Below are 22778 nucleotides of genomic sequence, written 5' to 3'. Positions count from 1 at the left end.
GCGCCTTCCCCGGCCAGCGGCTGCTGGGCCTGGCCGGGATCCTCGGATTCCTGGCCACTTGGGAGCTGATTCCTCGGCTCGGCCTGATCGACGCCAAGTACCTGCCGCCGGCCAGTGAGGTGGTGATGGCGCTGGTCCGCGACCTGGGCCTCACCGCGTTCTGGGTCTCGGTGGGGGAGACCATGAAGGCCTGGTTCCTGGGGCTGGTCCTCGCGATCGTCCTCGCCGTCGTGCTGGGCTTTGTGATCGGGTCCAGTACCTTCCTCCGCCGGGCCACCAACTCCACGGTGGAGTTCCTGCGGCCCATCCCGTCGGTGGCGCTGATTCCGCTGGCCGTGCTGCTGTTCGGCGTGAAGCTGGAATCCTCGCTGATGCTGATCACCTACGCCGCCTTCTGGCAGGTCCTGATCCAGGTGCTCTACGGCGTGGCCGACGTCGACATGGTCGCCAACAACACGGCCAAGACCTACGGGCTCGGGCCGCTGGCCCGGATCCGCTACGTCGTCTTCCCGACGGCGCTGCCCTACCTGATGACCGGCGTGCGGCTGGCGGCCACCGTGGCACTGGTCCTGGCCATCACGGCCGAGCTCGTGATCGGTTCCCCGGGCCTGGGCCGGGAGATCGCGCTGGCGCAGTCCGGCGGCGCCATATCCGGGATGTACGCCCTGGTGCTGGCCACCGGCCTGATCGGCGTCGTGATCAACGCCCTGATGCGGCTGATCGAGAAGAAGACGCTGTCCTGGCACTCCTCCGTCCGCTCCGAGGTGATCCTATGAAAGCCCTGAAAACCCTGGGCTACGTGCTGGCGCTGCCGGTGCTGCTCGTCCTGCTTTGGTGGGCCTCCACCCTGGGCGCGGTGAACTTCTTCGTGCCGACGCCCGCGGCGCTGGTGCAGAAGTTCGCCCAGACCTGGTTCGGCCCGCGGTTCTTCTCGGACGTGCTGCCGAGCATCGGCAGGCTCCTGGTGGGCGTCGTCGCGGCGATCGCGATCGGCGTCGTCGGCGGCGTGGTGATCGGCTCCGTCCGGTGGCTGCGCGCCCTGCTGGAACCCACCCTGGAGTTCTTCCGGGCCATTCCGCCGCCGGTGCTGGTCCCGGTGCTGATGCTGCTGATGGGCATCACCGACTCCATGAAAATCGCGGTGATCATCTCCGGCTGCGTCTGGCCGGTGCTGCTGAACACCATCGAGGGTGTCCGCGCCGTCGACGGGGTCCTCTCCGATTCGGCCCACACCTACGGAATTTCCGGCTGGGCCCGGGTCCGGTATCTGGTGCTGCCCTCGGCCAGCCCGCAGATCCTGGCGGGTGTCCGCCAGTCCCTCTCGCTCGGGCTGATCCTGATGGTCATCTCCGAAATGTTCGCCTCGTCCTCCGGGCTTGGCTTCACCATCGTGCAGTTCCAGCGTTCCTTCGCCATCCCGGAAATGTGGTCCGGCATCGTGGTGCTGGGGCTGCTGGGCGTGACGATGTCGTTCATCTTCCAGTGGGCCGAGCGGAACATCCTGCGCTGGTACCACGGCCAGAAAGAGGTAGAAAATGCAGCCTGACACCACCCCCGAGGCGGGGACCATCCGGCCGGAGGCCATGCTCTCGGTCCGCGGACTGAAGAAGGTCTACCAGACCGACGGCGGCGACATCGAAGCCGTCCGCAACCTCACCTTCGACCTGCGCGCCGGGGAACTTGCATGCCTGGTGGGTCCCTCTGGCTCTGGCAAGACCACCCTGCTCAAGTGCATCTCGGGCCTGATGGCGCCCACCGAGGGCGAGGTCCTGCTCGACGGCAAGCGGGTCTCCGGGCCGCCGAAGAAGATGGCGGTGGTCTTCCAGGAGTACGGCCGCTCCCTCTTCCCCTGGATGCGGGTCCGGGACAACGTGGCGCTGCCGCTGAAGAACCAGGGCGTGCCGAAGGCCGAACGTGACCGGCTGGTGGACGAGGCGCTGGAGGCCGTGGGCCTGTCCCACGTGCCGCGGTCCTACCCCTGGCAGCTCTCCGGCGGCATGCAGCAGCGCGTGGCGATCGCCCGGGCCATCGCGTACCAGCCCGAGGTGCTGCTGATGGATGAGCCGTTCGCCGCGGTGGACGCGCAGACCCGCGCCGACCTGGAAGACCTGATCCGGACGATCTGGAAGAAGTTCGGCGTGACCGTCCTCTTCGTCACCCACGACATCGATGAGTCGGTCTACCTGGGCGAACGGGTCATCATCCTCTCCAGCTCGCCCACGGTGGTCCAGGAGGACATCCGGATCGACCTGCCGGTGGAGCGGGACCAGCTGGAGACCCGGTCCCTGCCGCGGTTCACCGAGCTCCGGCACCACGTATACGAGCAGATCCAGCTGGCCAAGAAGGGCCACCGCCCCGCCGCGGCGGAGCCCGCCCAGGCCGGCAGTGCGGCCAAACCCGCCTGAGTCTGTCCCGCCTGAGCCTGACACGGCCGCCACCGGCGACACACAACAGCGCCCCGCCGCGGAAGATCCGCGGCGGGGCGCTGTTGTGTCCTGCTGTGTGTCCGGGGACACTTAGGCCATCTTGTTGGCGGCCTCGGCGTCGGACGGGTTGGCGGCACCGAGGTTGGAGCGCAGCTTGGCGCCGAGCTCGGCGTCGACGTTGGTCCAGTACTGGATGGCGCGTTCCTTGATGTCGGCGTTCTTCACGCCGCCCACGGCGGTGGTGATGGTCTCCAGGAACCGGGCCTTGGCGGCGTCGTCGTAGACCTCGCGGTACATCGTGCCGGCCTGGCCGAAGTCGTCATCCTCGGCGTGCAGGGAGTGCGCGGAGAGGGTGAGTGCGCCGTCGTTCTCCCAGCCGCCGGCCGGGTTCTGCGGCTCGACGGCGGCGGGGCCGCCCAGGGAGTTCGGTGCGTAGACCGGAACGGTGGGCGCGTTGAAGTGGTAGCGGGCCGCGCCGTCCTGGCTGTAGTTGTGCACCTCGTTCTTCGGGGCGTTGACCGGCAGCTGGGCGTGGTTGGTGCCGACGCGGTAGCGGTGCGCGTCCGCGTAGGAGAAGATGCGGGCCTGCAGCATCTTGTCCGGGGAGGCGGCGATGCCCGGGACGAAGTTCGACGGCGCGAAGGTGGCCTGCTCGATCTGCGCGAAGTAGTTCTCCGGGTTCTTGGTCAGCTCCATGGTGCCGACCTTGATCAGGGGGTAGTCGCCGTGCGGCCACACCTTGGTCAGGTCGAACGGGTTGAAGCGGTAGGTCTTCGCGTCCTCGTAGGGCATGACCTGGACGTGCAGGTCCCAGGCGGGGAAGTTCCCGGCGTCGATGTTTTCGCGCAGATCGCGGATGTAGAAGTCCGCGTCGTTGCCGGCCAGTTCCGCCGCCTCGTCGTTGGTCAGGGACTTGACGCCCTGGTTGGACTTGAAGTGGTACTTGACCCAGAAGCGCTCGCCCTCGGCGTTGATCCACTGGTAGGTGTGCGAGCCGTAGCCCTGCATCTCGCGCCAGGTGGCGGGCAGGCCGCGGTCACCCATCAGCCAGGTGACCTGGTGGGCGGACTCGGGGGAGAGGGTCCAGAAGTCCCACTGCATGTCGGCGTCCCGCAGGTGCGAGCCCGGCAGACGCTTCTGGGAGTGGATGAAGTCCGGGAACTTGATGCCGTCGCGGATGAAGAACACCGGGGTGTTGTTGCCCACGAGGTCGTAGTTGCCCTCGGAGGTGTAGAACTTGATCGCGAAGCCGCGCGGGTCGCGCAGGGTGTCGGCCGAGCCGGCCTCGCCCGCGACGGAGGAGAAGCGGATCAGCATGTCCGTCTCGGTGCCCGGCTGGAAGAGGGCTGCCTTGGTGTACTTCGAGACATCCTCGGTGGTCTTGAACGTACCGAAGGCACCGCCGCCCTTGGCGTGCACGACGCGCTCTGGAACCCGCTCGCGGTTGAACTGGGCGAGCTTTTCGATCAGGTAGTGATCGGTCAGGATGATGGCGCCGTCGGCACCGACGGACTGCGAGTGGGCGTCCGACGTGACCGGCGCGCCGGACTGGGTCGTGGACACGGGCGCAGAAATGTTCTGAGTCATCGTTCTCCTCAATTGTTGTTGTGAACCTAGTTGCTGTGGGCGGGCAGTTTTTGGGTGCGCTGGCACTCTTCGCAGATGCCCTGGTACAGGACGTCGGCGATCTGGATGGTCATCGGTGCGGTCCCGGAGCCCCAGTGCGGGGTCAGGCAGGGGGCGTGGCCGACGGCGCACTCGACGTCCTCCACGCGCCCGCACCCGATACAGACGGCGTGGTGGTGGTTGTCGCCCACCCGGGTCTCGTACAGGGCGGGGGAGTGCGGGGGTTCGAAGCGGCGCAGCATTTGCAGCTCGGTGAGGTCGCCAAGGACCACGTAGACCGACTGCGCGGTGAGCTCCGGGAGTTCCTCCCGGGCGGCGGCCAGGATGCGCTCGGCCGGCGAGTGCGGGTGGCGTTCGACGGCGTCGAGCACGGCCAGCCGCTGCTTGGTCACCCGGCGGCCGTGGGCGCGCAGGGCGTCGGCCCATGCGTCGCTGCTGCCCGGGTTAGCGTTCATGGACCCATTCAAGCATCTATTTTGAGCAAGTCGCAATAAGGCTGGACTTAGTTAGCCTTGCCGTCCCAGTAGGGTTGCCGGGTGGGGAAATTCCTGGCTGACATCACGCCGCTACGCGAGAGCCCGGCGTTCCGCCGCCTGTGGCTGGGAACCGCGGCTTCCGCCGTCGGCAGCCAGCTCACCCTGGTGGCCGTGAGCCTGGAGGTGTACCGCCTCACCCAGGACAGCTTCTACGTGGGCCTGCTGAGCATCTTCGCCCTGGTCCCCCTGATTCTCGGCGGGCTGCTGGGCGGATCGATCGCCGACGCCCACGACCGGCGCCGGGTGGCCCTGCTGGCCTCCTCCGTCCTCTGGCTGACCACCGGCTGCCTGGCGCTTCAGGCCTGGCTGCAGGTGGGCAACGTCTGGCTGCTCTACGCCCTAGTGGCGGTCCAAAGCGGCGCCCAGGCCATTAACCAGCCGGCCCGCAGCGCCATCATCCCGGTATTGGTCCGCAAGGAACTGCTGCCTGCCGCGAACGCCCTGTCCATGATGAGCATGGGCCTGTCCATGACCGCCGGGCCGCTGCTGGCCGGCGTCCTGGTGGCCACCATCGGCTTCGCCTGGACCTACACCATCGACGTGGCCAGCTTCGCCTTCGTGGTCTGGGCCCTGGTCAAGCTGCCGGCCATGCCGCCGGACCGGGTGACGCACCGGGCCGGGCTGCGCTCTGTGGTGGAAGGCTTCCGCTTCCTCGGCACCCGACCCAACCTGCGGATGACCTTCGTGATCGACCTGATCGCCATGATCCTCGCCCAGCCGCGGGCCCTGCTGCCGGCCATCGGCGCCCTGATGATCGGCGGCGGTGAGGCCACGGTCGGCATCCTGCTGGCCGCCACCGCCGTCGGCGCCTTCCTGGCCGGGCTGTTCTCCGGTCCGCTGGGCGGCGTCCGCGCCCAGGGGACCGCCGTGGTCTGGTCCGTGATGGGGTGGGGCGCCTCGGTCGCCGGGCTGGGGCTCGTCGTCGTCCTGGCCGGCCGCTCCGGAGGTGCCGGGGTGACGGCCTGGCTGATTCCCGCCGCGCTCTGCTGCGCGCTCGCCGGCATCGCCGACTCGGTCAGCGCCGTCTTCCGCACCACCATCCTGCAGTCCGCAGCGCCCGATCATCTCCGCGGCAGGCTGCAGGGCGTGTTCGTCGTGGTCGTCGCCGGCGGGCCTCGCGTGGGGGACCTGCTGGCCGGCGGCGCAACCAAGCTGCTGAGCGAGGGCTGGGTACTCCTGGCCGGGGGCGTCCTGTGCGCCGTGGCGGCCTGGCTGGTGGCACGGTGGCAGTCCGGTTTCCTGCGCTATGATGCCCGGAACCCGGTGCCGTAGCAGTTCGTTTCCAGAGTGGAACGGGCCCGGCGTTTCCGCGCCGGGGGACGGTTCCGGTTCGGCGTGGGAGGATCTGTGCACAACCATCACAACGGCCTGAAGACGGCCGCCCTGTTCGGTGCCCTGTGGGCGGTGCTGCTGGCACTGGGTGCCCTGATCGCGTCAGGGACCCGCAGCTCGGCCCCGCTGTGGATCATGGCGCTGATCGGCGTCGGCACCACCTTCTACGGCTACTGGAACAGCGACAAGCTCGCCATCCGGGCCATGCAGGCCTTCCCGGTCACAGAGGCCGAGGCGCCGCAGCTGTACCAGATCGTCCGGGAGCTCTCTGCCCGGGCCAACCAGCCGATGCCGCGGATCTACATCTCCCCGACCATGGCGCCGAACGCGTTCGCCACCGGCCGCGATCCGCAGCACGCCGCGGTGTGCTGCACCCAAGGCATCCTGCAGTTGCTGGACCTGCGGGAGCTCCGCGGCGTCCTGGGGCACGAGCTGATGCACGTCTACAACCGCGACATCCTCACCTCCTCGGTCGCGGCCGCCGTCGCGGGCGTGATCACCTCGGTGGGGCAGTTGCTGCTCTTCTTCGGCGGCGGGGACCGCCGGAACGCCAACCCGCTAGCCCTGCTGGCCATGTCCATCCTGGCGCCGTTCGCCGCGTCCCTCATCCAGATGGCGATCTCCCGCACCCGCGAGTACGACGCCGACGAGGACGGCTCGGCGCTGACCGGGGATCCGCTGGCGCTGGCCTCGGCGCTGCGCAAGATCGAACAGGGGGTGCAGCTGGCGCCGTTGCCGCAGGACCAGCGGCTGGTCAACGCCTCGCACCTGATGATCGCCAACCCGTTCCGCGGCGGGGGCATGGCCCGGATGTTCTCCACCCACCCGCCCATGGCCGACCGGATCGACCGGCTGGAGCGGATGGCGGGCCAGCGGCTGGGCTAGGGCCCTTCAGCTCACCGCCCCGCGAGGCTGAAACCGCCCCGCGACACGGAAAAGACCTGCCGCTGCCGGAATACCGGGAGCGACAGGTCTTTTGCGCGTCGAAAACTGTGCGAGGTTAGCTGCGGAAGTTAACGAACTGCAGGTCGGCCTCGTCGAAGTTCTTCAGCAGGGCCATGGTCTCCTGCAGGTCGTCGCGGGACTTCGAGGTCACGCGGAGCTCGTCGCCCTGGATCTGGGACTTCACGGACTTCGGTGCCTCGTCGCGGATCAGCTTGTTGATCTTCTTCGCCAGATCCTGCGCGATGCCTTCCTTGATGCTCGCCTCCAGGCGGAACTCCTTGCCGGAGGGGTAGGGCTCGCCGGTGTCCAGGGACTTCAGCGAGATGCCGCGGCGGATGAGCTTGGACTGCAGGACGTCGAGGACGGCCAGAACGCGCTCCTCGGAGTTGGCCTTCATCAGGATCTTCTCGCCGCTGAAGTCGACCTCGGCGCCGACGCCCTTGAAGTCGTACCGCTGGGCCAGTTCCTTCTGGGCCTGGTTCAGCGCGTTGGCAACTTCCTGCTTGTCGACCTTGCTGACGACGTCGAATGTGGATTCGCCTGCCATGACTGTCCTCCTGCTATTTGTCGGTGATGTTTCGCTGTGCCGGCCCTCGGAAAGGGCGGTACTTCCTGCCATCCAGCCTAATACGGATGGCCCGGACGGAGCGGGTGCGTTCACAGTCGGCTCAAAGCGAAACGCGGGTGGGAACGAAGGTTGGCCCGGCAGGGTTGAAGGCGTTGACAGAGTTTCACGAAAGGCAGGGCCCATGAGCCGCAAAGCCATCCAATACGTCACCGCCACCACCGCTGCGGCCGCCGGTTCACTGACGACGGCGGCCACCTCCATGGCCGCGGCCGCCCTGGCCGCTTCGGTGGTCCTGAGCCCCGCCGCCGGGACGATCGCCCGGCTCGACGGCGTCCACGCCGACCTCGCCCGGGCCGTCCAACTGAACCAGGTCACGTCCGAGCAGGCGGCCCGCTTCGAGGCCAAGCTGGCCGGACGCATCCTCGGCGAATCCTGACCGCAACCCATTTAGCCGCGGCCCGCATCCGCCGCGTACTGCCGCCGTCGTTCGGGCCCTTGAGTGGCCTTCACGGGGAGCTGCGGGGCCGATTCGATTCTTCGGCGGAAGTTCTGTAAAGTTGTCTTGCCCGCGGTTGCCGGACACGGAACGAACTGGAAACAGGACGAACCAGGACGGTGGCGCGAGTGATCTTCTTTTGAAGTTCGGCAGATTACCCGAGCGGCCAAAGGGGGCTGACTGTAAATCAGCTGGCAACGCCTACGGGGGTTCGAATCCCTCATCTGCCACCCTCGGAAAAGCCTCCGGAACCATCACGGTTCCGGAGGCTTTTCTTTTGCCCGGCGTCACATCCGCGCGCGGACCGCGGGCCACCGCACCGATCCGGCGCACCGGGGTTATTCTGGCGCTGGAAAGGATTCGACATGGACATCAGCCTGGCGGCGGGAAAGGGTACGCTCACCCTCGACCGGAGCGGCATTCTGCGTCTGAGCTGGGCAAAGGGTTCCTCCGTTGAAGCCGTTGACGCCATGGAATCCGTGCTGGCGGTTGGCAAGGTCAGCGCCGGGCGGATGCTGCCCCTGCTGATCGACATCAGCGACGTCGATGTCAGCGCCGGCGCGAGGAACCACTATCTGGAGAGCCGCTTCGTGTGCGCCGTCGCCCTCGTGGGAGCCACCAATGTGGACCGCGTGGTGGCGGCGTGGATGCGCCGCGGCAATGACTGCCCCCAGCGGTACTTCACCGACATCGACGACGCCGAGGCGTGGCTCAACGGGCTCGAGCGGCCCTCGGCCTTCGATCACGAGCCTGCCGTCGCAAACGCCGTCGAACCCACCCCGGCCTAACTCCCGCCGCGGACGCGAACCTCCGACGAATCCACCCCGGGGCGGCTCCCGGACATCCCCCCAATCCGGCACCCCACGTCACCCCGCGGCGCGCCGAAAAAGTCATCTTCCGTGCAATCGGTTGGCGGACCCTACCGGGAAGTAGGGTTGTGCCGTTATTCGTGTTGAAGCATAGGAGCTGAAGTGAAGTCGTTTGCATGTGGTGACGTGGTCCCGGGCTGTGAAGCACGCTGGGTCTGCAGCACTGAAGATGAAATCCTGGTCCAGGTCGGTGCGCACGCCGCGTCCGTCCATGGCCTGACTGAACTGCCGCACGAGCTGGTCTCGTCGGTGCAGAAGTCCATCCGTCCGGTCAGTTGAGTCACGGGGCGGGCAGGTCGGGCCCGGAAACCGGCACGGCAACGCCGCCGGACTGGGACGCCCTGCTCGCCGCCGCCTGCCGCGGCGAGGGCCTTGCGACGGCGTATCAGCCGATCGTGGACACCTCCCGCGGGAGCGTCGTCGGGTACGAGGCGCTCGCGCGTTTCCCCGGCTACACAGAGAAAAACCCTGAGGTCTGGTTTGCCGCGGCGCGGACCCACGGCAAGGCCGCCGAACTGGAGGCCGCCGCACTGCGCACAGCCCTGCGGGCGAGGGCGGCCCTGCCTCCCAACTGTTTCCTGACGGTCAATATCTCCCCGGAGCTGCTGACCTCCGAGTGCGTCCGTTCCGTCTGGCGGGACGAGGGGCAGCTGGGCGGCCTGATTGTGGAGCTCACCGAGCAGACTCCGATCGATTCCTATGTCGGCCTCGAGCCGGACCTGAACCAGCTGCGCTCGGCCGGCGCGCTGATCGCCGTCGACGACGCCGGTGCCGGGTACGCGGGCCTGCGCCACCTGCTCGCGCTGCGGCCCTCGATGATCAAGATCGACCGCGAGCTGATCCAGGACGTCGACCGGGACGAGGCGAAGCGGGCCCTGATCGAGATGATGGGCGCCTTCGCAAGCCGCGTCGACGCCTGGATCCTGGCCGAGGGCGTGGAGCGGTCCGAGGAACTCGACGCCCTGGTGGCGTTGGGCGTCCCCCTGGTCCAGGGCTACTACCTTGCCCGGCCCGGGCCGCCTTGGGCCGGAATCGAGCTTGACGTCGCGCACCGGCTGGCCAGCTCGCGCACGGTGGCGGACAAGACGGTCATCCGGGACATCGTGGAGGCGGCTCCTGCCGTCCCGACTGTCGCGGCGGCAGCGGATGCCTTCGAAGCCAACCCGGCCCTGGAGGATGTGGTCCTGCTCGGGGAGCACCTCCGGCCGGTCGCACTCCTGAGTCCGGGGGCGGCAGCGATGGGCGTGGTCAGCCAGGGGATTCGAGTCAATCTCGACACCCCGCTGGACCAGGCCCTGGCCCGGTCCATGACCCGGCCCCGGGAGCAGCGCTACGAGGCCCTCCTCGTCACGGACAACGCCGGCCGCTTCGCCGGGGTCGCACGGATGGAGCGCATGATCCTTGCCCTGGCCGCACCCGGAGCAGATGCGGTGGAAGGATAGGGAAATGCCCCCTCCCGATTCCTTGCTGGCCGCCGACCTGCCGGACGGCGTCGTCATGCGCATCGTTCGGGAGGAAGACGCCGGTGAGCTCGCCGATGCCTACCGCCGCAACAGCGCGCACCTCGCGCCCTGGGAGCCGGTCCGCGGCGAAGAGTTCCTGACCCCAGCCGGCCAGCTCGCCAACACCCGGGGGAAGCTGGGGATGTTCGAGGCGGGAACCGGCGTGCCCTGGATCCTGCTCTCCGGACGCCGGGTGATCGGCGGCATGACCCTGAGCGGCATCGTGCGGGGCCCGTTCCTCAGCGCCAACCTGGGCTACTGGGTGGACCAGGACTTCAACGGCCGCGGGATCTGTTCGGCCGCCGTTGCCCACGTCCTCGAAGCCTCATCCACCACCCTGGGACTGCACCGGATCCAGGCGGCCACCCTGCTCCACAACGACGCCTCGCAGAAGGTGCTGCGGCGCACCGGCTTCGACGAGATCGGCGTCGCCCCGCAGTACCTGAAGATCGCCGGGCGCTGGCAGGACCACCTCCTGTTCCAGCGGCTGCTGTACTAAGCAGCGTCCGCGGGGCTTGCCCCGCCGTCCCGCCACGCTTCGTCATGATTGGCACCATAGTTACCCGCGGGTAACATAGCTGGCATGCACCTGCTGCTCCGCACCCTCTTCCTCCTGATGAACGCGTCCCGGCGCCCTAAGCTGGGCATCTGGGACGCCGCGAGCCTGCCGCTGCGGGTCCTGCCCACGGACATCGACATCGCGATGCATGTCAACAACGGCATGTACTTCTCGCTCATGGACCTCGGCAGGTTCGACCTGATGGCGCGCAGCGGCACCTGGAAGGCCATGCGGCGGCGCGGCTGGACCCCCGTGGTGGCGGGCGAGACCATCGCGTTCCGCTGCTCGCTGCAGCTGTGGCAGCAGTACACCATCGAAACCAAGGTAATCGGCCTGGACTCCAAGGCCATCTACTTCGAGCAGCGGATGGTGGTCGACGGCGAGATTTACGCCCGCGCGCACATCGCCACCCGATTGGTCAGCAAGGGCAAGCCGGTCAGCCAGGAGGACATCCTGCGCGAATTCGGCGAGCCGCCCGCCGGCCTCGAACTGCCCGAATGGCTGCACTCCTGGCGCGAAACCAACGCCCTCCCGGGTGCCCGCCGCCCGGCGCCGCACCTCTGGGGCTGACCGGACGTACTCACCTCCGCGCCCGCCGGGGGACCCGTCCGAGCACGCGTGCGGGGCGGACGGCCGGATGAGCCACGAGCGAAACACCGGCGACTTTCCGGCCCGTCTCGCGTACCGTTGAGAAATGGCAACCGTAGACATTACAGGTGAACAGTTCGCAGCGACCGTCGAGGACAACGATATTGTCCTGGTAGATTTCTGGGCCGAATGGTGCGGCCCGTGCAAGCAGTTCGGCCCCACCTACGCCGCCGTTTCGGAGAAGCACCCCGACGTGGTGTTCTCCAAGGTGGACACCGAGGCCGAGCAGCAGCTGGCCGCGGAGGCCGGCATCACCTCGATCCCCACCCTGATGGCGTTCCGCGAGAAGGTTCTGGTCTTCTCGCAGCCGGGCGCCCTGAACGCCCAGCAGCTGGAACAGGTGGTGGACGCCGTCAAGGCGCTCGACATGGAGGAAGTCCACGCCCACGTCGCCCGCTCGCAGGCCGAAGCCGCCACCAAGCAGGACGGCACGCAGATCCCCGACGCCTAGGCCCCACGGCCGGCGTCACAACCAACGCGGGGCCGCCCCAGCCCCATCCTTCCAAGGACGGCGAGCCTGGAGCGGCCCCGCGTTGTGTCGTTATAGGCGGTGGGCTACCCCGCCGAACGGCTAGACCCGCTCCACCTTCACTGGCTCGGCCAGCAGGGCGCTCAGGGACTCGTTCAGGTCCTGGAGGGCGCTGCCCTTCGCGTGCCGGTCCAGGTCCTCCTGGCTGGCCCACTGCTCGGTCAGGACCAGGCGCTCTTCCGTGGCCTCGGTCAGTTCGTAGCGCAGGCAGCCGGGTTCATTGACCACCTCGTCGATCGCAATCTCGAGGGCAAGCTTCACGCGGAAGAATTCGCCGTCGTTGGGGATGAAAGTGGCTCGCAGATCAATGGGTTCGCTCATGTCCTCCAGCCTAGCTGGCGTCCCCGGGCGGCGCCCCGGGCGGCGCCCCGGGCGACCGAAAGATTTCCTAGGACATCCACGCTTTCCTCTTCTCTTGCCGACGGCGTGTTGGTAGCGTCACATCATGCTTGCGTACACCGCCGGGGACACTGACGTCCCGCTGATCGATGAAACCATTGGCGCGAACTTTGAGCGGATCGCCGCCCGGTTCCCCTACCATGACGCCCTCATCGAGGCCGCCGCCGTCCCGGGCGGTGAAGCCCGGCGCTGGAGCTACGCCAAAATGAACGACGACGTCGACCGGCTGGCCCGCGCGCTGCTCGCCGTCGGCGTCGCCAAGGGGGAGCGGGTGGGAATCTGGAGCCCGAACTGCGCCGAGTGGACCCTGCTGCAATACGCCACCGCCAAGATCGGCGCCATCCTGGTCAACGTCAACCCGGCCTACCGCAGCCACGAACTCGAGTTCGTCGTGAAGCAAAACGGGATGAGGATGCTGGTCACGGCGCCGTCGGACAAGAACAGCGACTACACCGCCATGGCCCGGCAGGCCTTGGCGGAATGCCCGGAACTGAAGGAACTCGTGTTCCTGCCCGCGGGCCAGCCCGGACTCACCGGGGCGGAGCCGGAGAACGACGCCGAGCAGGGCTACGCGGAGCTGCTCCGCCGCGCCGACGACGTCCCCTATGCCGCGCTCAAGGACCGGATGGCGGGTCTGGATCCGCACGACGCCATCAACCTGCAGTACACCTCCGGCACCACGGGCTTCCCCAAGGGCGCGACGCTGACCCACCACAACCTGCTCAACAACGGCTACTCGATCGGTGAGCTGCTGGACTACACCGAACACGACAGGGTGGTCCTGCCGGTGCCCTTCTACCACTGCTTCGGCATGGTGATCGGCAACCTTGCGGCGCTCAGCCACGGCGCGGCCACCATCATCCCCGGCCGCGGCTTCTCGCCGGCCGCCGCGCTGGAAGCCGTCCAGGACTTCGGCGGCACCTCGCTCTACGGCGTCCCCACGATGTTCATCGCGGAGCTGGCGCTGCCGGACTTCGCGTCCTACGACCTCTCCACCCTGCGCACCGGGGTGATGGCCGGTTCCCTGTGCCCTATCGAGGTGATGAATCGGGTGATCGCGGAGATGAATATGCGCGATGTGGCCATCTGCTATGGCATGACGGAGACCTCGCCGGTGTCCACCATGACCCGCAGCGTGGACACCATGGAGCAGCGGACCCAGACCGTAGGCCGGACCATGCCGCAGCTGGAGAGCCGCATCATCGATCCCGTCAGCGGCGAGGTGCTGCAGCGCGGCGAGATCGGCGAACTGTGCACGCGCGGCTACTCGGTGATGCAGGGGTACTGGAACCAGCCGGAGAAGACCGCCGAGGCGATCGACCCCGAAGGCTGGATGCACACCGGCGACCTCGCCCGGATGGACAAGGACGGCTACATCGTGGTGGAGGGCCGGATCAAGGACATGGTGATCCGGGGCGGCGAGAACATCTACCCGCGCGAGATCGAGGAGTTCCTCTACACCCACCCGGACATCCAGGACGTGCAAGTGATCGGCGTTCCCGATGCCACCTATGGGGAGGAACTGATGGCGTGCGTGATCCTCAAGCCGGAGGCCGGCCCGATGGACGCCGAGTCCCTGGCCGGCTTCTGCCGCGGCAAGCTGGCGCACTACAAGATTCCCCGGTACGTGGAGGTCCGCGACAGTTTCCCGATGACCGTGTCCGGCAAGATCCGGAAGGTCGACATGCGGCTGGAGGCCGTGGCGCGCCTGGGCCTCTGACCCGGGTCCCCGGCCGGCGGGTCCTAGTGGTGGCGGTGGTCCTGGATGGTCATCCTTGCGCCGAAGACGGGTTTCCGGAACCCGCTGAGCCCGATCATCCGGACCACCCGCTGGCGGTGCCCGGCCCAGGGCGCCAGCAGCCGGATCATCCCGGCGTCGTCGGTGCGCCGGCCGGTCAGGGCCGCGCCCACGTAGGCGGCGAGGTGGTAGTCGCCCACCGCGATCGAATCGGGACAGCCGTGGGTGCGCTGCACTACCTCGGCCGCTGTCCAGATCCCGACCCCCGGGAGGGTCTGCAGTTTGGTGGCAGCCTCCGCCGAGGGCAGCCCGGCCAGCCGTTCGAGCGCCGCGGCGGAGCGGAGGACGCGCATGGCCGTGTCCGAGCGCTGCGGTCCGACGCCCGCCTTGTGCCACTCCCACGAGGGAATGGCGAGCCACTGCCGGGGCGTGGGCTGGACCATCAGGGTATCCGGGGCCACGGTGCCCGCACCCGGTGCCGGCGTCCCGAAGCGGTAGACCAGGTAGCGGTAGCCGCGGCGGGCCTCGATCACGGTGACCTTTTGTTCCATGATGGTCGGGATCAGGGCGTCGACCATGCGACCGGTGGCGGGCAGCCGGACGGCAGGGTTCCGGTGGCGGGCGTCCCGGACCATGCGGGGGAGCGTGGCGTGGAACGACGGCTCGTCAAAGCCAGTCCAGTCGTCGTCGCCGCCCAGCAGCCGGGGAACGGCCGCGACGGCCTCCTCCGCGCCGGGACCCCATGCCCGGGCATCGACGAAAGGATCCGACGCCGGCCCGTGGGAGACCAAGCGCAAACTGGCCGGACCGGCCGCGGTGGTGAAGGCCAGCCACACGCCGTCGGCGGCGACCTTGACGGCCGGGTCCCCGTGGCCGCGGCGCAGCGGGCTGATGGTCTGCAGCAGGTCGAACGGGCCGCCCGGACGCCAGCGCAGCGAGGCATCCGCGGACGCGGACGCGCCGGCGGACAGTTCTGCGGTGGTCATGCTTCCATGTTCCCACGGAGCTCCGACGCCGAGTCGAACGGCCCTGACCGGCGGCCCGACTCCGGTCCTACAATCCCCCCAGGAGAAGCTGGTCCGGGCCGAAGGTGCGGACCCCGGCGAGGGCAGGAGCGGATCATGGGCGGCGGCGTGGTGCATTTTGAACTTCCCGCGGACGACGAGGACCGGGCACGCGGTTTCTACAAGGCGGTGTTCGGCTGGGCCTTCCAGGTGATGCCGGAAATGGAATACAGCCTGGCGCTGACCACTCCGATGGATGAGCACGGCCGGCCAGCGGTGGCGGGGTCCATCAATGGTGGCATCTTCCGCCGCGGCGAGCTGCGCGCGCCCGTGGTCACCATCGACGTCGAGGACATCGACGCCGCCCTTCGGGACATCGCCGCCCGGGGCGGCGCCGTTCTGCGCGGCAAGATGGAGGTGCCGGGGTCCGGCTGGAATGCCTACTTCACGGACACCGAGGGCAATGTGGTGGGGCTGTGGCAGAACGCCGTTCCCGCCGGGGATGCCGCCGGCGGTTAGGGCAGCGTTCGGTGCCAGGACAGGGTCAGTGCATCCCGCTGGTCAGCCACAGCGCCACGACCGCCAGCGGCAGTGTGAGGACGACGGCCGCGAGGCCCGCCAGGGCGAAGCCGCCCCAACGGATCTCCACATTCAAGGCCCGCAGCCGCTCGTGCCAGAGCAGGGTGGCCAGAGAGGCCCACGGGGTCACCAGCGGACCTAGGTTCACGCCGATCAGCAGGGCCGCCAGCCGCACGGGTGAGCCGCCCACGGGCTCGAGGGCCAGGTAGGCGGGGAGATTGTTGACGACGTTGGCCGCCCCCGCGCCGAGGCCCGCCAGCTGCAGCAGCGCGGGCAGGCTGTCCCCGGACCCAGCGATTCCCGCCAGGGCTCGGGTCAGGCCGTTGGAGTGCAGGGTCTCCACCACCATGAAGAGTCCCACCGTGAGCACCAGCGGGCGCCACGGCACCATGGACCAGCGCAGCGAGGACCGGCGGCGCCAGAGGAAAAGCCCCAGCAGCACCACGGCCGCGATTCCGGCCGGAATGTAGACCGGCAGGCCGGAGACCAGGGCCGGCAGCAGGAGAATCATGACGCCCGATGACGCGTAGAGCAGCACCTTGTCCCGGACCCCGTGCGGGGCCTGGCGGCCGTACCCGCCGCGCAGGTCCTTGCGGAACGCCAGCCACAGCAGCACCAGCGGCAGCAGGATGCCCACCAGCGAGGGAGCCCAGACCAGGCCCGCGAAACCGGCGGGGCTCAGGCCCAGCCGGGACTGGGCCAGCAGGTTGGTCAGGTTCGAGACCGGCAGCAACAGCGAGGCCGTGTTGGCCAGCCAGATGGTGGTCAGGGCGAACGGCAGGGGAGGGATGCGCGCGTGCACCGCCAGCAGGACGACGACGGGCGTGACCAGCACCGCCGTCGTATCCAGTGACAGGAAGATGGTGGAGACCGTGGACAAGCCGATCACCAGCAGCCACAGCAGCAGGACCCGGCCCCGGCCCCACGCCGCCAACCGGTCCGTCACCGCCCGGAACAGGCCGGCGTCGTCCACCAGTTCGGTCACCAGGGACATGGCCACCACGAAGGCCAGCACGGGAACCGTGCGGTCGGCCAGTTCGCCGAACGCCGGCAGCGGCAGCAGGCCCACCGCCAGCGCCAGGACACCGGCCAGCAGCATGCCGCCGGGAACCGCGTAGCTGCGCAGCGCAGGCAGCCAGGAATTTCGCTTCACCGGCTAATCCTCGCACCCGCGCGGGCCCTGCATGGCACGGGAGCGGCCCGGTGACGCGAAGACGGTAACTTGGTAGTCATGAAGTATGCGCCGTCCGTCCTGGACCTCATCGGCAACACGCCCCTCGTCAAGCTCAACCACGTCACCGAAGGCATCGCCGCCACGGTTCTGGTGAAGGTGGAATACCTGAACCCCGGCGGGTCCATCAAGGATCGCATCGCGGCGAAGATGATCGACGAGGCCGAGCGCAGCGGCAAGCTCAAGCCCGGCGGCACCATCGTGGAACCGACCTCCGGCAACACCGGCGTCGGCCTGGCCCTGGTGGCCCAGCAGAAGGGCTACCGCTGCATCTTCGTGGTCCCGGACAAGGTGGGCGAGGACAAGCGCTCCGTGCTGCAGGCCTACGGCGCCGAGGTGGTTGTCACCCCCACCGCCGTCGCCCCGGACAGCCCGCACAGCTACTACGGCGTCTCGGACCGGCTGGTCCGGGAAATCCCCGGCGCGTACAAGCCGGACCAGTTCTCCAACCCCGCCGCCCCCGGCAGCCACTACGAGACCACCGGCCCCGAAATCTGGCGGGACACCGACGGCCGGGTCACCCACTGCGTGATCGGCGCTGGTACCGGCGGCACCATCACCGGCACCGGCCGCTACCTCAAGGAAGTCTCCGCGGACCGTCCCGACGCCGACGGCGGCGTCGTCAAGATCATCGGCGCCGACCCCGCCGGCTCGGTCTACTCCGGCGGCACCGGCCGGCCCTACTTCGTCGAGGGCGTCGGCGAGGACATGTGGCCCGGCAACTACGACAAGGGCGTCCCGGACGAGGTCATCGCCGTCACCGACGCCGACTCCTTCGCCATGACCCGCCGCCTGGCCCGCGAGGAGGGCCTCCTGGTGGGCGGTTCCTCCGGCATGGCCGTGGTCGCCGCGCTGCGGGCCGCTAAGGACCTGCCGGCCGACGCCGTCGTGGTGGTTATCCTGCCCGACTCCGGCCGCGGCTACCTGGCCAAGATCTTCAATGACCAGTGGATGCGCTCCTACGGCTTCCTCGCCAGCGGCGACGAGGCCTCCGTGGAAGAGGTGCTCAAGGCCAAGACCGGGGAACTGCCCGACCTGGTGCACATCCACCCGAACGAGTCCGTCCGCGACGTCATCAACATCATGAACGAGTACGGCGTCTCGCACATCCCGGTCCTCTCGCAGGAACCGCCCGTGGTGATGGGCGAGGTCCTCGGCTCCGTCGACGAACGCACGCTGACCGCCAAGCTGTTCCGCGGCGAGGCGGCCCTCACGGACAAGATCTCCGAACACATGGAGCCCCGCCTGCCCGTGATCGGTTCGCTCGAATCGATCTCGACCGCCCGCGAACTCCTCTCCGACGCGGACACCCTGATGGTGACCTTCGTCGGCGCGCCGGTGGGCATCCTCACCCGCCACGACCTCCTCGCCTACCTCAGCAACTGACATCTCCAAGGAGTCCCATGTCCTCGTCTGACAGCACCCCCGCAGGCTTCAACACCCGTGCGGTCCACGCCGGCCAGGCTTTCGAGCCGCGCACCGGTGCCGTGGTCCCGCCGCTGCACTTCTCCTCCACCTATGCCCAGGACGGCATCGGCGGACTCCGCTCCGGCTACGAGTACGGCCGCGGCGGCAACCCCACCCGCGACGCGCTGCAGGAGCAGCTCGCCGCGCTTGAGGGCGGATCGCACGCTTACTCCTTCGGCTCCGGCCTGGCCGCCGAGGACTCGATGATCCGCGCCCTGACCCGGCCCGGGGACCACATCGTCCTCGGCAACGACGCCTACGGCGGAACCTACCGCCTGATCAGCCGCGTCCTTGGCGAGTGGGGGATCGGCAACACCCCGGTGGACATGTCCGATCTGGACGCCGTCGCCGCCGCGGTCGCCGCCAACCAGACCCGGCTGGTCTGGGTGGAGACCCCGTCCAACCCGATGATGAAGATCACCGACATCGCCGCGCTCGCCACGGTGGCGCACGACGCCGGGGCCCTCCTGGTTGTGGACAACACCTTCGCGTCCCCGTACCTGCAGAACCCGCTGGCGCTGGGCGCCGACGTCGTCGTCCACTCCACCACCAAGTACATCGGCGGCCACTCCGACGTCGTCGGCGGCGCAATCGTGGTCAACGACCCTGAACTGGCCGAGAAGATCGGCTTCGTGCAGTTCGCCGTCGGCGCCGTGTCCGGGCCGATGGACGCCTTCCTGACCACCCGCGGGTTGAAGACCCTCGGCGTGCGGATGGACCGGCACAGCGACAACGCCCAGGCCGTTGCCGAATGGCTGCTGCAGCGCCCCGAGGTGGAAGCCGTGCTCTACCCGGGCCTGCCCTCGCACCCCGGCCACGAACTGGCGAAGAAGCAGATGAAGAAGTTCGGCGGCATGGTCTCCGTGCAGTTCAAGGGCGGCGAGCAGGCTGCCCGCACGGTGGCGGAATCCACCTCCGTGTTCACGTTGGCCGAATCCCTCGGCGGCATCGAGTCGCTGATGAACTACCCCTCGGAGATGACGCACGCCTCCGTCAAGGGCACCGAGCTGGCCGTCCCGGAGAACCTGCTCCGGCTCTCCTGCGGCATCGAGGACGTGGAGGACCTGATCGCGGACCTCGAGCAGGCCTTCTCCCGGCTCCAGCCGGGCAGCTAACGCCGGTGTCCGTTCTCTCCACGCCGGCCCGCACCCCGCTGCGCGGCTGGCTCGCGACGGCGGCCGGTGGGGCCGCCGTCGTCGTTGCGCTAGTGGTCCTCTACACGGCCTACGAGCCGCTCATGAACGACTTCGAGGTCTACTTCTACGGCGGCAACCGCGTGCTGCAGACCGGCGAGACCGGAGTGAACGAACTCTACGCACCCCGGGAAGGGCTGCCGTTCACCTACCCGCCGTTCGCGGCCCTGGTCTTCGCCGCGATGGCCCTGCTGGGGTCCGCCGGCGGCAGCACGGTCTTCACGGCGACGGCGCTGCTGGGCGCCCTTGTAGTCTCCGCCTGGCTTACCCGGCACTACTTCGGACTGGGCCGGTGGCGGGACGCGGCCGCCGACTGGCGGTTCCGCTCCGTGACCCTGGCCGGCACCGCCGCGGTGCTGCTGCTGGGGCCCTGGCGGGATACCTTCGACTTCGGCCAGATCAACATCATCCTGATGGGCCTGATCCTGGCCGACTTCGCCCTCTACGGAAAGTCCCGCGCCGGGGAGCTGCGCTGGCCCGCGGGGCTGCTGATCGGCATTGCGGCCGGCATCAAGCTGACCCCGCTGGCGTTCGGGCTGTACTTCCTGGTCCGCCGCGACTTCAAGGCCCTGGCCTGGATGGCGGCCAGCTTCTTCGGCTCGATCGCCCTGGCCTGGGCGCTGCTGCCCGCCGCCTCGGTCACCTTCTGGACCAAAATCCTCCCGGACACCGGCAGGATCGGCGGCCCGGGCTACGTGGACAACCTCTCGGTCAAGGGCCTGCTGCTGCACCTGGGCCTGCCGGACGCCACCTCCACCACCCTGCTCTGGCTGGTGCTGTCGCTGGCGCTGGCCGCCGTGGCCGCGCTGGTCATCCACTGGGCGCTGGCCGCCGACGAGAACTTCGTGGCCGTCTCCGCCACCGCCGTGCTGATGCTGCTGGTCAGCCCCGTCTCCTGGTCCCACCACTGGGTCTGGATGGCCGTCGCGCTGCCCTGCCTGGGCTTCGCCATCCACCGGGTGCCCTCCCGGAACGGCCGCATGAGGATCGCCGGGTGGGTCATCCTGGCCGCCACCGCCGCCGCGTTCTACCTGACGCCCAAGTACCTGGCGGTCCTGGCCGGGGCGCACGAGTGGGGCAAGGGACCGCACACCCAGTGGCAGCTGACCCTCGCCAGCCTGGGCGTGCTGTGCGGGATCGCGATGCTGGCCTACTGGGCCCTGGCGTACCGGCCGTCCCGCACCGCCCTCCGCTCCCGGGCCTGATCCCGGAAAACTCTGGCTTTCTTGAAAGAAGTCAGCTAGCCTGCCGGTATGGCACTGAGATCCGACTGGTCCGAACGCACCTGCAGCATGGCCCGTGGCCTGGACATCCTCGGCGACCCCTGGGGCGTCCTGGTCCTCCGCGAGATCTTCTTCGGCAATGGCCGGTTCGATGCGATCAAGGACCGGCTGGGCGCCTCCGACTCGGTGCTGACCCGGCGGCTCGCGGCGCTCGTCGACGCCGGGCTGCTCACCCGGCGCCCCTACGACGACGGCGGCCGGAGCCGAGAGGAATACGTGCTCACCGCCAAGGGCCAGGACGCGCTGCCGGTGCTCAACGCCGTCGTCATCTGGGCCGAAAAGCACCTGCCCGCCCCCACCCCGGATGCCCACATGTTCGTGGTCCACACCGGCTGCGGGCAGCGGACCAGCTCCGCCGACACCTGCACCGGCTGCGGCGAGCGGCTGAGCGCCGGCAGCACCAGCTGGCATAGCCTCACCCGGACAGACCGGCCCGTCCCGCTGGCCACAGCCCCCGCTCCGCGGAACGGAGCCGCGGCATGAGCGCCCGGCCCGCCGGTTCTGCGGACGTCGCCGCGTCGACCCGGCCCCCGTCGGGCCGCCGGCACCGGATCCACCCCGCGTGGACGGTGGCGGCCGTCGCGTTCCTGGCCCTGGTGGGCGCGGCAGGATTCAGGGCCGCTCCCGGCGTGCTGATGGTCCCGCTGCAGCAGGAATTCGGCTGGTCCACCACGGTCCTCTCCGCCGCGGTCAGCATTAACCTGGTCCTGTTCGGCCTCACCGCACCCTTCGCTGCGGCCCTGATGGAGCGCTTCGGCATCCGGGCCGTCACCGCCGTCGCCCTGGCGCTGATCGGCGCCGGCAGTGCCCTCACCGTCCTGGTGAACCAGTCCTGGCAGATCCTCCTCACGTGGGGGCTGCTGATCGGGCTCGGCACCGGCTCCATGGCGCTGGTCTTCGCGGCCACCATAGCCAACACCTGGTTCGCCACGAGGCGGGGCCTGGTGACCGGCATCCTCACTGCCGGAAGCGCGGCCGGGCAGCTGGTCTTCCTGCCCTTCATCGCGGCCCTGGCCCAGCACCCCGGCTGGCGGCAGGCCTCCCTGCTGATCGCTGCCGGGGCCCTGGCCGTGGTCCCGCTGGTGCTGAAGTTCCTGAAGAATTCCCCGGCCGACGCCGGCGTCCTGCCCTACGGGGCCGAGACCCCGGAGGCGTCCGAGGCCGGCCCGGCACCCGTCCCGCGCGTCAACGCCGCCGTCCGGGCCCTCCGGGTGCTTCGCCGGGCCAGCAGGATCCGCACCTTCTGGGCCCTCGTGGCCGGCTTCGCCATCTGCGGCGCCACCACCAACGGGCTCATCGGCACCCACTTCATCCCCTCCGCGCACGACCACGGCATGCCGGAGACCACGGCGGCGGGGCTGCTGGCCGTCGTCGGGATCTTCGACATCGTCGGCACCATCGCCTCCGGCTGGCTCACGGACCGCTTCAACCCGCGGGTCTTGCTCGCCGTGTACTACCAGTTCCGCGGTATCGGGCTGCTGGTGCTCCCGCTCCTCCTCGGCGCCGAGGTCCAGCCCAGCATGATCGTCTTCGTTGTCATCTACGGCCTCGACTGGGTGGCCACCGTCCCGCCCACCGCGGCGATCTGCCGCCAGGTGTTCGGCGCCGACGGGGGCGTTGTCTTCGGCTGGGTGTTCGCCGCCCACCAGCTCGGCGCCGCAGCGGCCGCGCTGGCCGCCGGGGCCGTCCGGGACGCAACCGGGCAGTACACCTACGCCTGGTTTGCCGCGGCCGCCATGTGCACGATCGCGGCGGTCATCAGCGCCACCATCCGCAAGGACGCCGGGCGCGACGCCAAGGTCGTGGTGCCGGCCTGAGCACTCGGTAGGATGAACGGCGGGGACGGGC

25 protein-coding genes and 1 tRNA gene are annotated in these 22778 nt (G+C 69.1%); 20 read left to right on the top strand and 6 right to left on the bottom strand.

Annotation, left to right across the window (positions count from 1 at the left end):
* Positions 1 to 20: 20 nt before the first annotated feature.
* Genes QWJ39_RS02025 through QWJ39_RS02015 form a run of 3 tightly spaced genes read left to right on the top strand, consistent with a single transcriptional unit; the run spans position 21 to position 2405 of the window.
* On the top strand, positions 21 to 776 hold the full coding sequence (locus QWJ39_RS02025) for an ABC transporter permease (protein WP_290256477.1): 756 nt from the start codon (positions 21 to 23) through the stop codon (positions 774 to 776).
* Complete coding sequence (locus QWJ39_RS02020) at positions 773 to 1546, top strand: ABC transporter permease (protein ID WP_290256021.1); 774 nt, start codon at positions 773 to 775, stop codon at positions 1544 to 1546. The genes QWJ39_RS02025 and QWJ39_RS02020 overlap by 4 nt, the downstream gene beginning before the upstream one ends.
* Positions 1536 to 2405, top strand: coding sequence for an ABC transporter ATP-binding protein (locus QWJ39_RS02015; protein WP_290256020.1), 870 nt, complete (start codon positions 1536 to 1538; stop codon positions 2403 to 2405). The genes QWJ39_RS02020 and QWJ39_RS02015 overlap by 11 nt, the downstream gene beginning before the upstream one ends.
* 111 nt (positions 2406 to 2516) lie before the next feature.
* Here QWJ39_RS02015 and QWJ39_RS02010 read toward each other — a convergent pair whose 3' ends face one another.
* A complete protein-coding gene (locus QWJ39_RS02010) occupies positions 2517 to 4013 on the bottom strand; it encodes a catalase (RefSeq protein ID WP_290256019.1) in 1497 nt (498 codons plus the stop codon).
* A 26-nt stretch (positions 4014 to 4039) separates the two neighbouring features.
* Complete coding sequence (locus QWJ39_RS02005) at positions 4040 to 4507, bottom strand: Fur family transcriptional regulator (RefSeq protein WP_290256018.1); 468 nt, start codon at positions 4505 to 4507, stop codon at positions 4040 to 4042.
* A gap of 81 nt (positions 4508 to 4588) precedes the next feature.
* Between QWJ39_RS02005 and QWJ39_RS02000 the strand changes: the two genes are divergently transcribed.
* Together QWJ39_RS02000 and htpX are read left to right on the top strand one after the other, a co-directional pair.
* Positions 4589 to 5860 (top strand): MFS transporter, encoded by a 1272-nt coding sequence (locus tag QWJ39_RS02000; RefSeq protein ID WP_290256017.1) that lies wholly within the window; start codon positions 4589 to 4591, stop codon positions 5858 to 5860.
* 75 nt (positions 5861 to 5935) lie between these two features.
* A complete protein-coding gene (htpX, locus tag QWJ39_RS01995; RefSeq protein WP_290256016.1) occupies positions 5936 to 6805 on the top strand; it encodes a zinc metalloprotease HtpX in 870 nt (289 codons plus the stop codon).
* A 115-nt stretch (positions 6806 to 6920) separates the two neighbouring features.
* Here htpX and QWJ39_RS01990 read toward each other — a convergent pair whose 3' ends face one another.
* A complete protein-coding gene (locus QWJ39_RS01990; RefSeq protein ID WP_290256015.1) occupies positions 6921 to 7412 on the bottom strand; it encodes a YajQ family cyclic di-GMP-binding protein in 492 nt (163 codons plus the stop codon).
* A 202-nt stretch (positions 7413 to 7614) separates the two neighbouring features.
* Here QWJ39_RS01990 and QWJ39_RS01985 point away from each other — a divergent pair, with 202 nt between their 5' ends.
* From QWJ39_RS01985 to trxA, 8 genes are all read left to right on the top strand, one after another.
* Positions 7615 to 7869, top strand: a complete 255-nt coding sequence (locus QWJ39_RS01985) for a hypothetical protein (protein WP_290256014.1) — start codon at positions 7615 to 7617, stop codon at positions 7867 to 7869.
* Between the two features lie 208 nt (positions 7870 to 8077).
* Positions 8078 to 8159 (top strand) — tRNA-Tyr (locus QWJ39_RS01980).
* A 135-nt stretch (positions 8160 to 8294) separates the two neighbouring features.
* Positions 8295 to 8717, top strand: a complete 423-nt coding sequence (locus QWJ39_RS01975; RefSeq protein ID WP_290256013.1) for an STAS/SEC14 domain-containing protein — start codon at positions 8295 to 8297, stop codon at positions 8715 to 8717.
* A 183-nt stretch (positions 8718 to 8900) separates the two neighbouring features.
* On the top strand, positions 8901 to 9077 hold the full coding sequence (locus QWJ39_RS01970) for a DUF1059 domain-containing protein (RefSeq protein WP_290256012.1): 177 nt from the start codon (positions 8901 to 8903) through the stop codon (positions 9075 to 9077).
* Complete coding sequence (locus QWJ39_RS01965; protein WP_290256011.1) at positions 9074 to 10240, top strand: EAL domain-containing protein; 1167 nt, start codon at positions 9074 to 9076, stop codon at positions 10238 to 10240. Before QWJ39_RS01970 ends, QWJ39_RS01965 begins: the two co-directional genes overlap by 4 nt.
* Positions 10241 to 10244: 4 nt before the next feature.
* Positions 10245 to 10799, top strand: a complete 555-nt coding sequence (locus tag QWJ39_RS01960) for a GNAT family N-acetyltransferase (RefSeq protein ID WP_290256010.1) — start codon at positions 10245 to 10247, stop codon at positions 10797 to 10799.
* Positions 10800 to 10883: 84 nt separating this feature from the next.
* Positions 10884 to 11429: an acyl-CoA thioesterase gene (locus QWJ39_RS01955; protein WP_290256009.1), complete on the top strand. Its 546-nt coding sequence runs from the start codon at positions 10884 to 10886 to the stop codon at positions 11427 to 11429.
* A gap of 124 nt (positions 11430 to 11553) precedes the next feature.
* Positions 11554 to 11958, top strand: coding sequence for a thioredoxin (gene trxA, locus QWJ39_RS01950; protein WP_290256008.1), 405 nt, complete (start codon positions 11554 to 11556; stop codon positions 11956 to 11958).
* Between the two features lie 120 nt (positions 11959 to 12078).
* Here trxA and QWJ39_RS01945 read toward each other — a convergent pair whose 3' ends face one another.
* On the bottom strand, positions 12079 to 12357 hold the full coding sequence (locus QWJ39_RS01945) for an antibiotic biosynthesis monooxygenase (RefSeq protein ID WP_290256007.1): 279 nt from the start codon (positions 12355 to 12357) through the stop codon (positions 12079 to 12081).
* Positions 12358 to 12481: 124 nt separating this feature from the next.
* Here QWJ39_RS01945 and QWJ39_RS01940 point away from each other — a divergent pair, with 124 nt between their 5' ends.
* Positions 12482 to 14155, top strand: coding sequence for an AMP-binding protein (locus tag QWJ39_RS01940; protein WP_290256006.1), 1674 nt, complete (start codon positions 12482 to 12484; stop codon positions 14153 to 14155).
* A gap of 23 nt (positions 14156 to 14178) precedes the next feature.
* On the opposite strand, the gene QWJ39_RS01935 is transcribed toward QWJ39_RS01940, so the two are convergent.
* Entirely contained in the window at positions 14179 to 15159 is a 981-nt protein-coding gene (locus QWJ39_RS01935) for a 3-methyladenine DNA glycosylase (protein WP_290256005.1), read from the bottom strand.
* Positions 15160 to 15294: 135 nt separating this feature from the next.
* Here QWJ39_RS01935 and QWJ39_RS01930 point away from each other — a divergent pair, with 135 nt between their 5' ends.
* Positions 15295 to 15696 (top strand): VOC family protein, encoded by a 402-nt coding sequence (locus QWJ39_RS01930; protein WP_290256004.1) that lies wholly within the window; start codon positions 15295 to 15297, stop codon positions 15694 to 15696.
* A gap of 25 nt (positions 15697 to 15721) precedes the next feature.
* Here the strand turns inward: QWJ39_RS01930 and QWJ39_RS01925 are convergent, their stop codons facing one another.
* Positions 15722 to 16909 (bottom strand): SLC13 family permease, encoded by a 1188-nt coding sequence (locus QWJ39_RS01925; RefSeq protein WP_290256003.1) that lies wholly within the window; start codon positions 16907 to 16909, stop codon positions 15722 to 15724.
* Positions 16910 to 16987: 78 nt separating this feature from the next.
* On the opposite strand from QWJ39_RS01925, the gene QWJ39_RS01920 reads away from it, so the two are divergent.
* The 5 genes from QWJ39_RS01920 to QWJ39_RS01900 are packed head-to-tail and all read left to right on the top strand — an operon-like array spanning position 16988 to position 22747.
* Positions 16988 to 18373: a cystathionine beta-synthase gene (locus QWJ39_RS01920; protein WP_290256002.1), complete on the top strand. Its 1386-nt coding sequence runs from the start codon at positions 16988 to 16990 to the stop codon at positions 18371 to 18373.
* A 17-nt stretch (positions 18374 to 18390) separates the two neighbouring features.
* Positions 18391 to 19569, top strand: a complete 1179-nt coding sequence (locus tag QWJ39_RS01915) for a cystathionine gamma-synthase (protein ID WP_290256001.1) — start codon at positions 18391 to 18393, stop codon at positions 19567 to 19569.
* Between the two features lie 5 nt (positions 19570 to 19574).
* Positions 19575 to 20852 (top strand): glycosyltransferase 87 family protein, encoded by a 1278-nt coding sequence (locus tag QWJ39_RS01910; RefSeq protein WP_290256000.1) that lies wholly within the window; start codon positions 19575 to 19577, stop codon positions 20850 to 20852.
* Positions 20853 to 20900: 48 nt separating this feature from the next.
* Positions 20901 to 21413, top strand: coding sequence for a helix-turn-helix domain-containing protein (locus QWJ39_RS01905; protein WP_290255999.1), 513 nt, complete (start codon positions 20901 to 20903; stop codon positions 21411 to 21413).
* Positions 21410 to 22747 (top strand): MFS transporter, encoded by a 1338-nt coding sequence (locus QWJ39_RS01900; protein WP_290255998.1) that lies wholly within the window; start codon positions 21410 to 21412, stop codon positions 22745 to 22747. Before QWJ39_RS01905 ends, QWJ39_RS01900 begins: the two co-directional genes overlap by 4 nt.
* Positions 22748 to 22778: the final 31 nt, after the last annotated feature.

Source organism: Arthrobacter sp. YD4 (assembly GCF_030410515.1).
Taxonomy (GTDB): domain Bacteria; phylum Actinomycetota; class Actinomycetes; order Actinomycetales; family Micrococcaceae; genus Arthrobacter.
The sequence above is the reverse complement of the archived record's forward strand: the minus strand, read 5'-3'. Positions and strand labels throughout refer to the sequence as shown.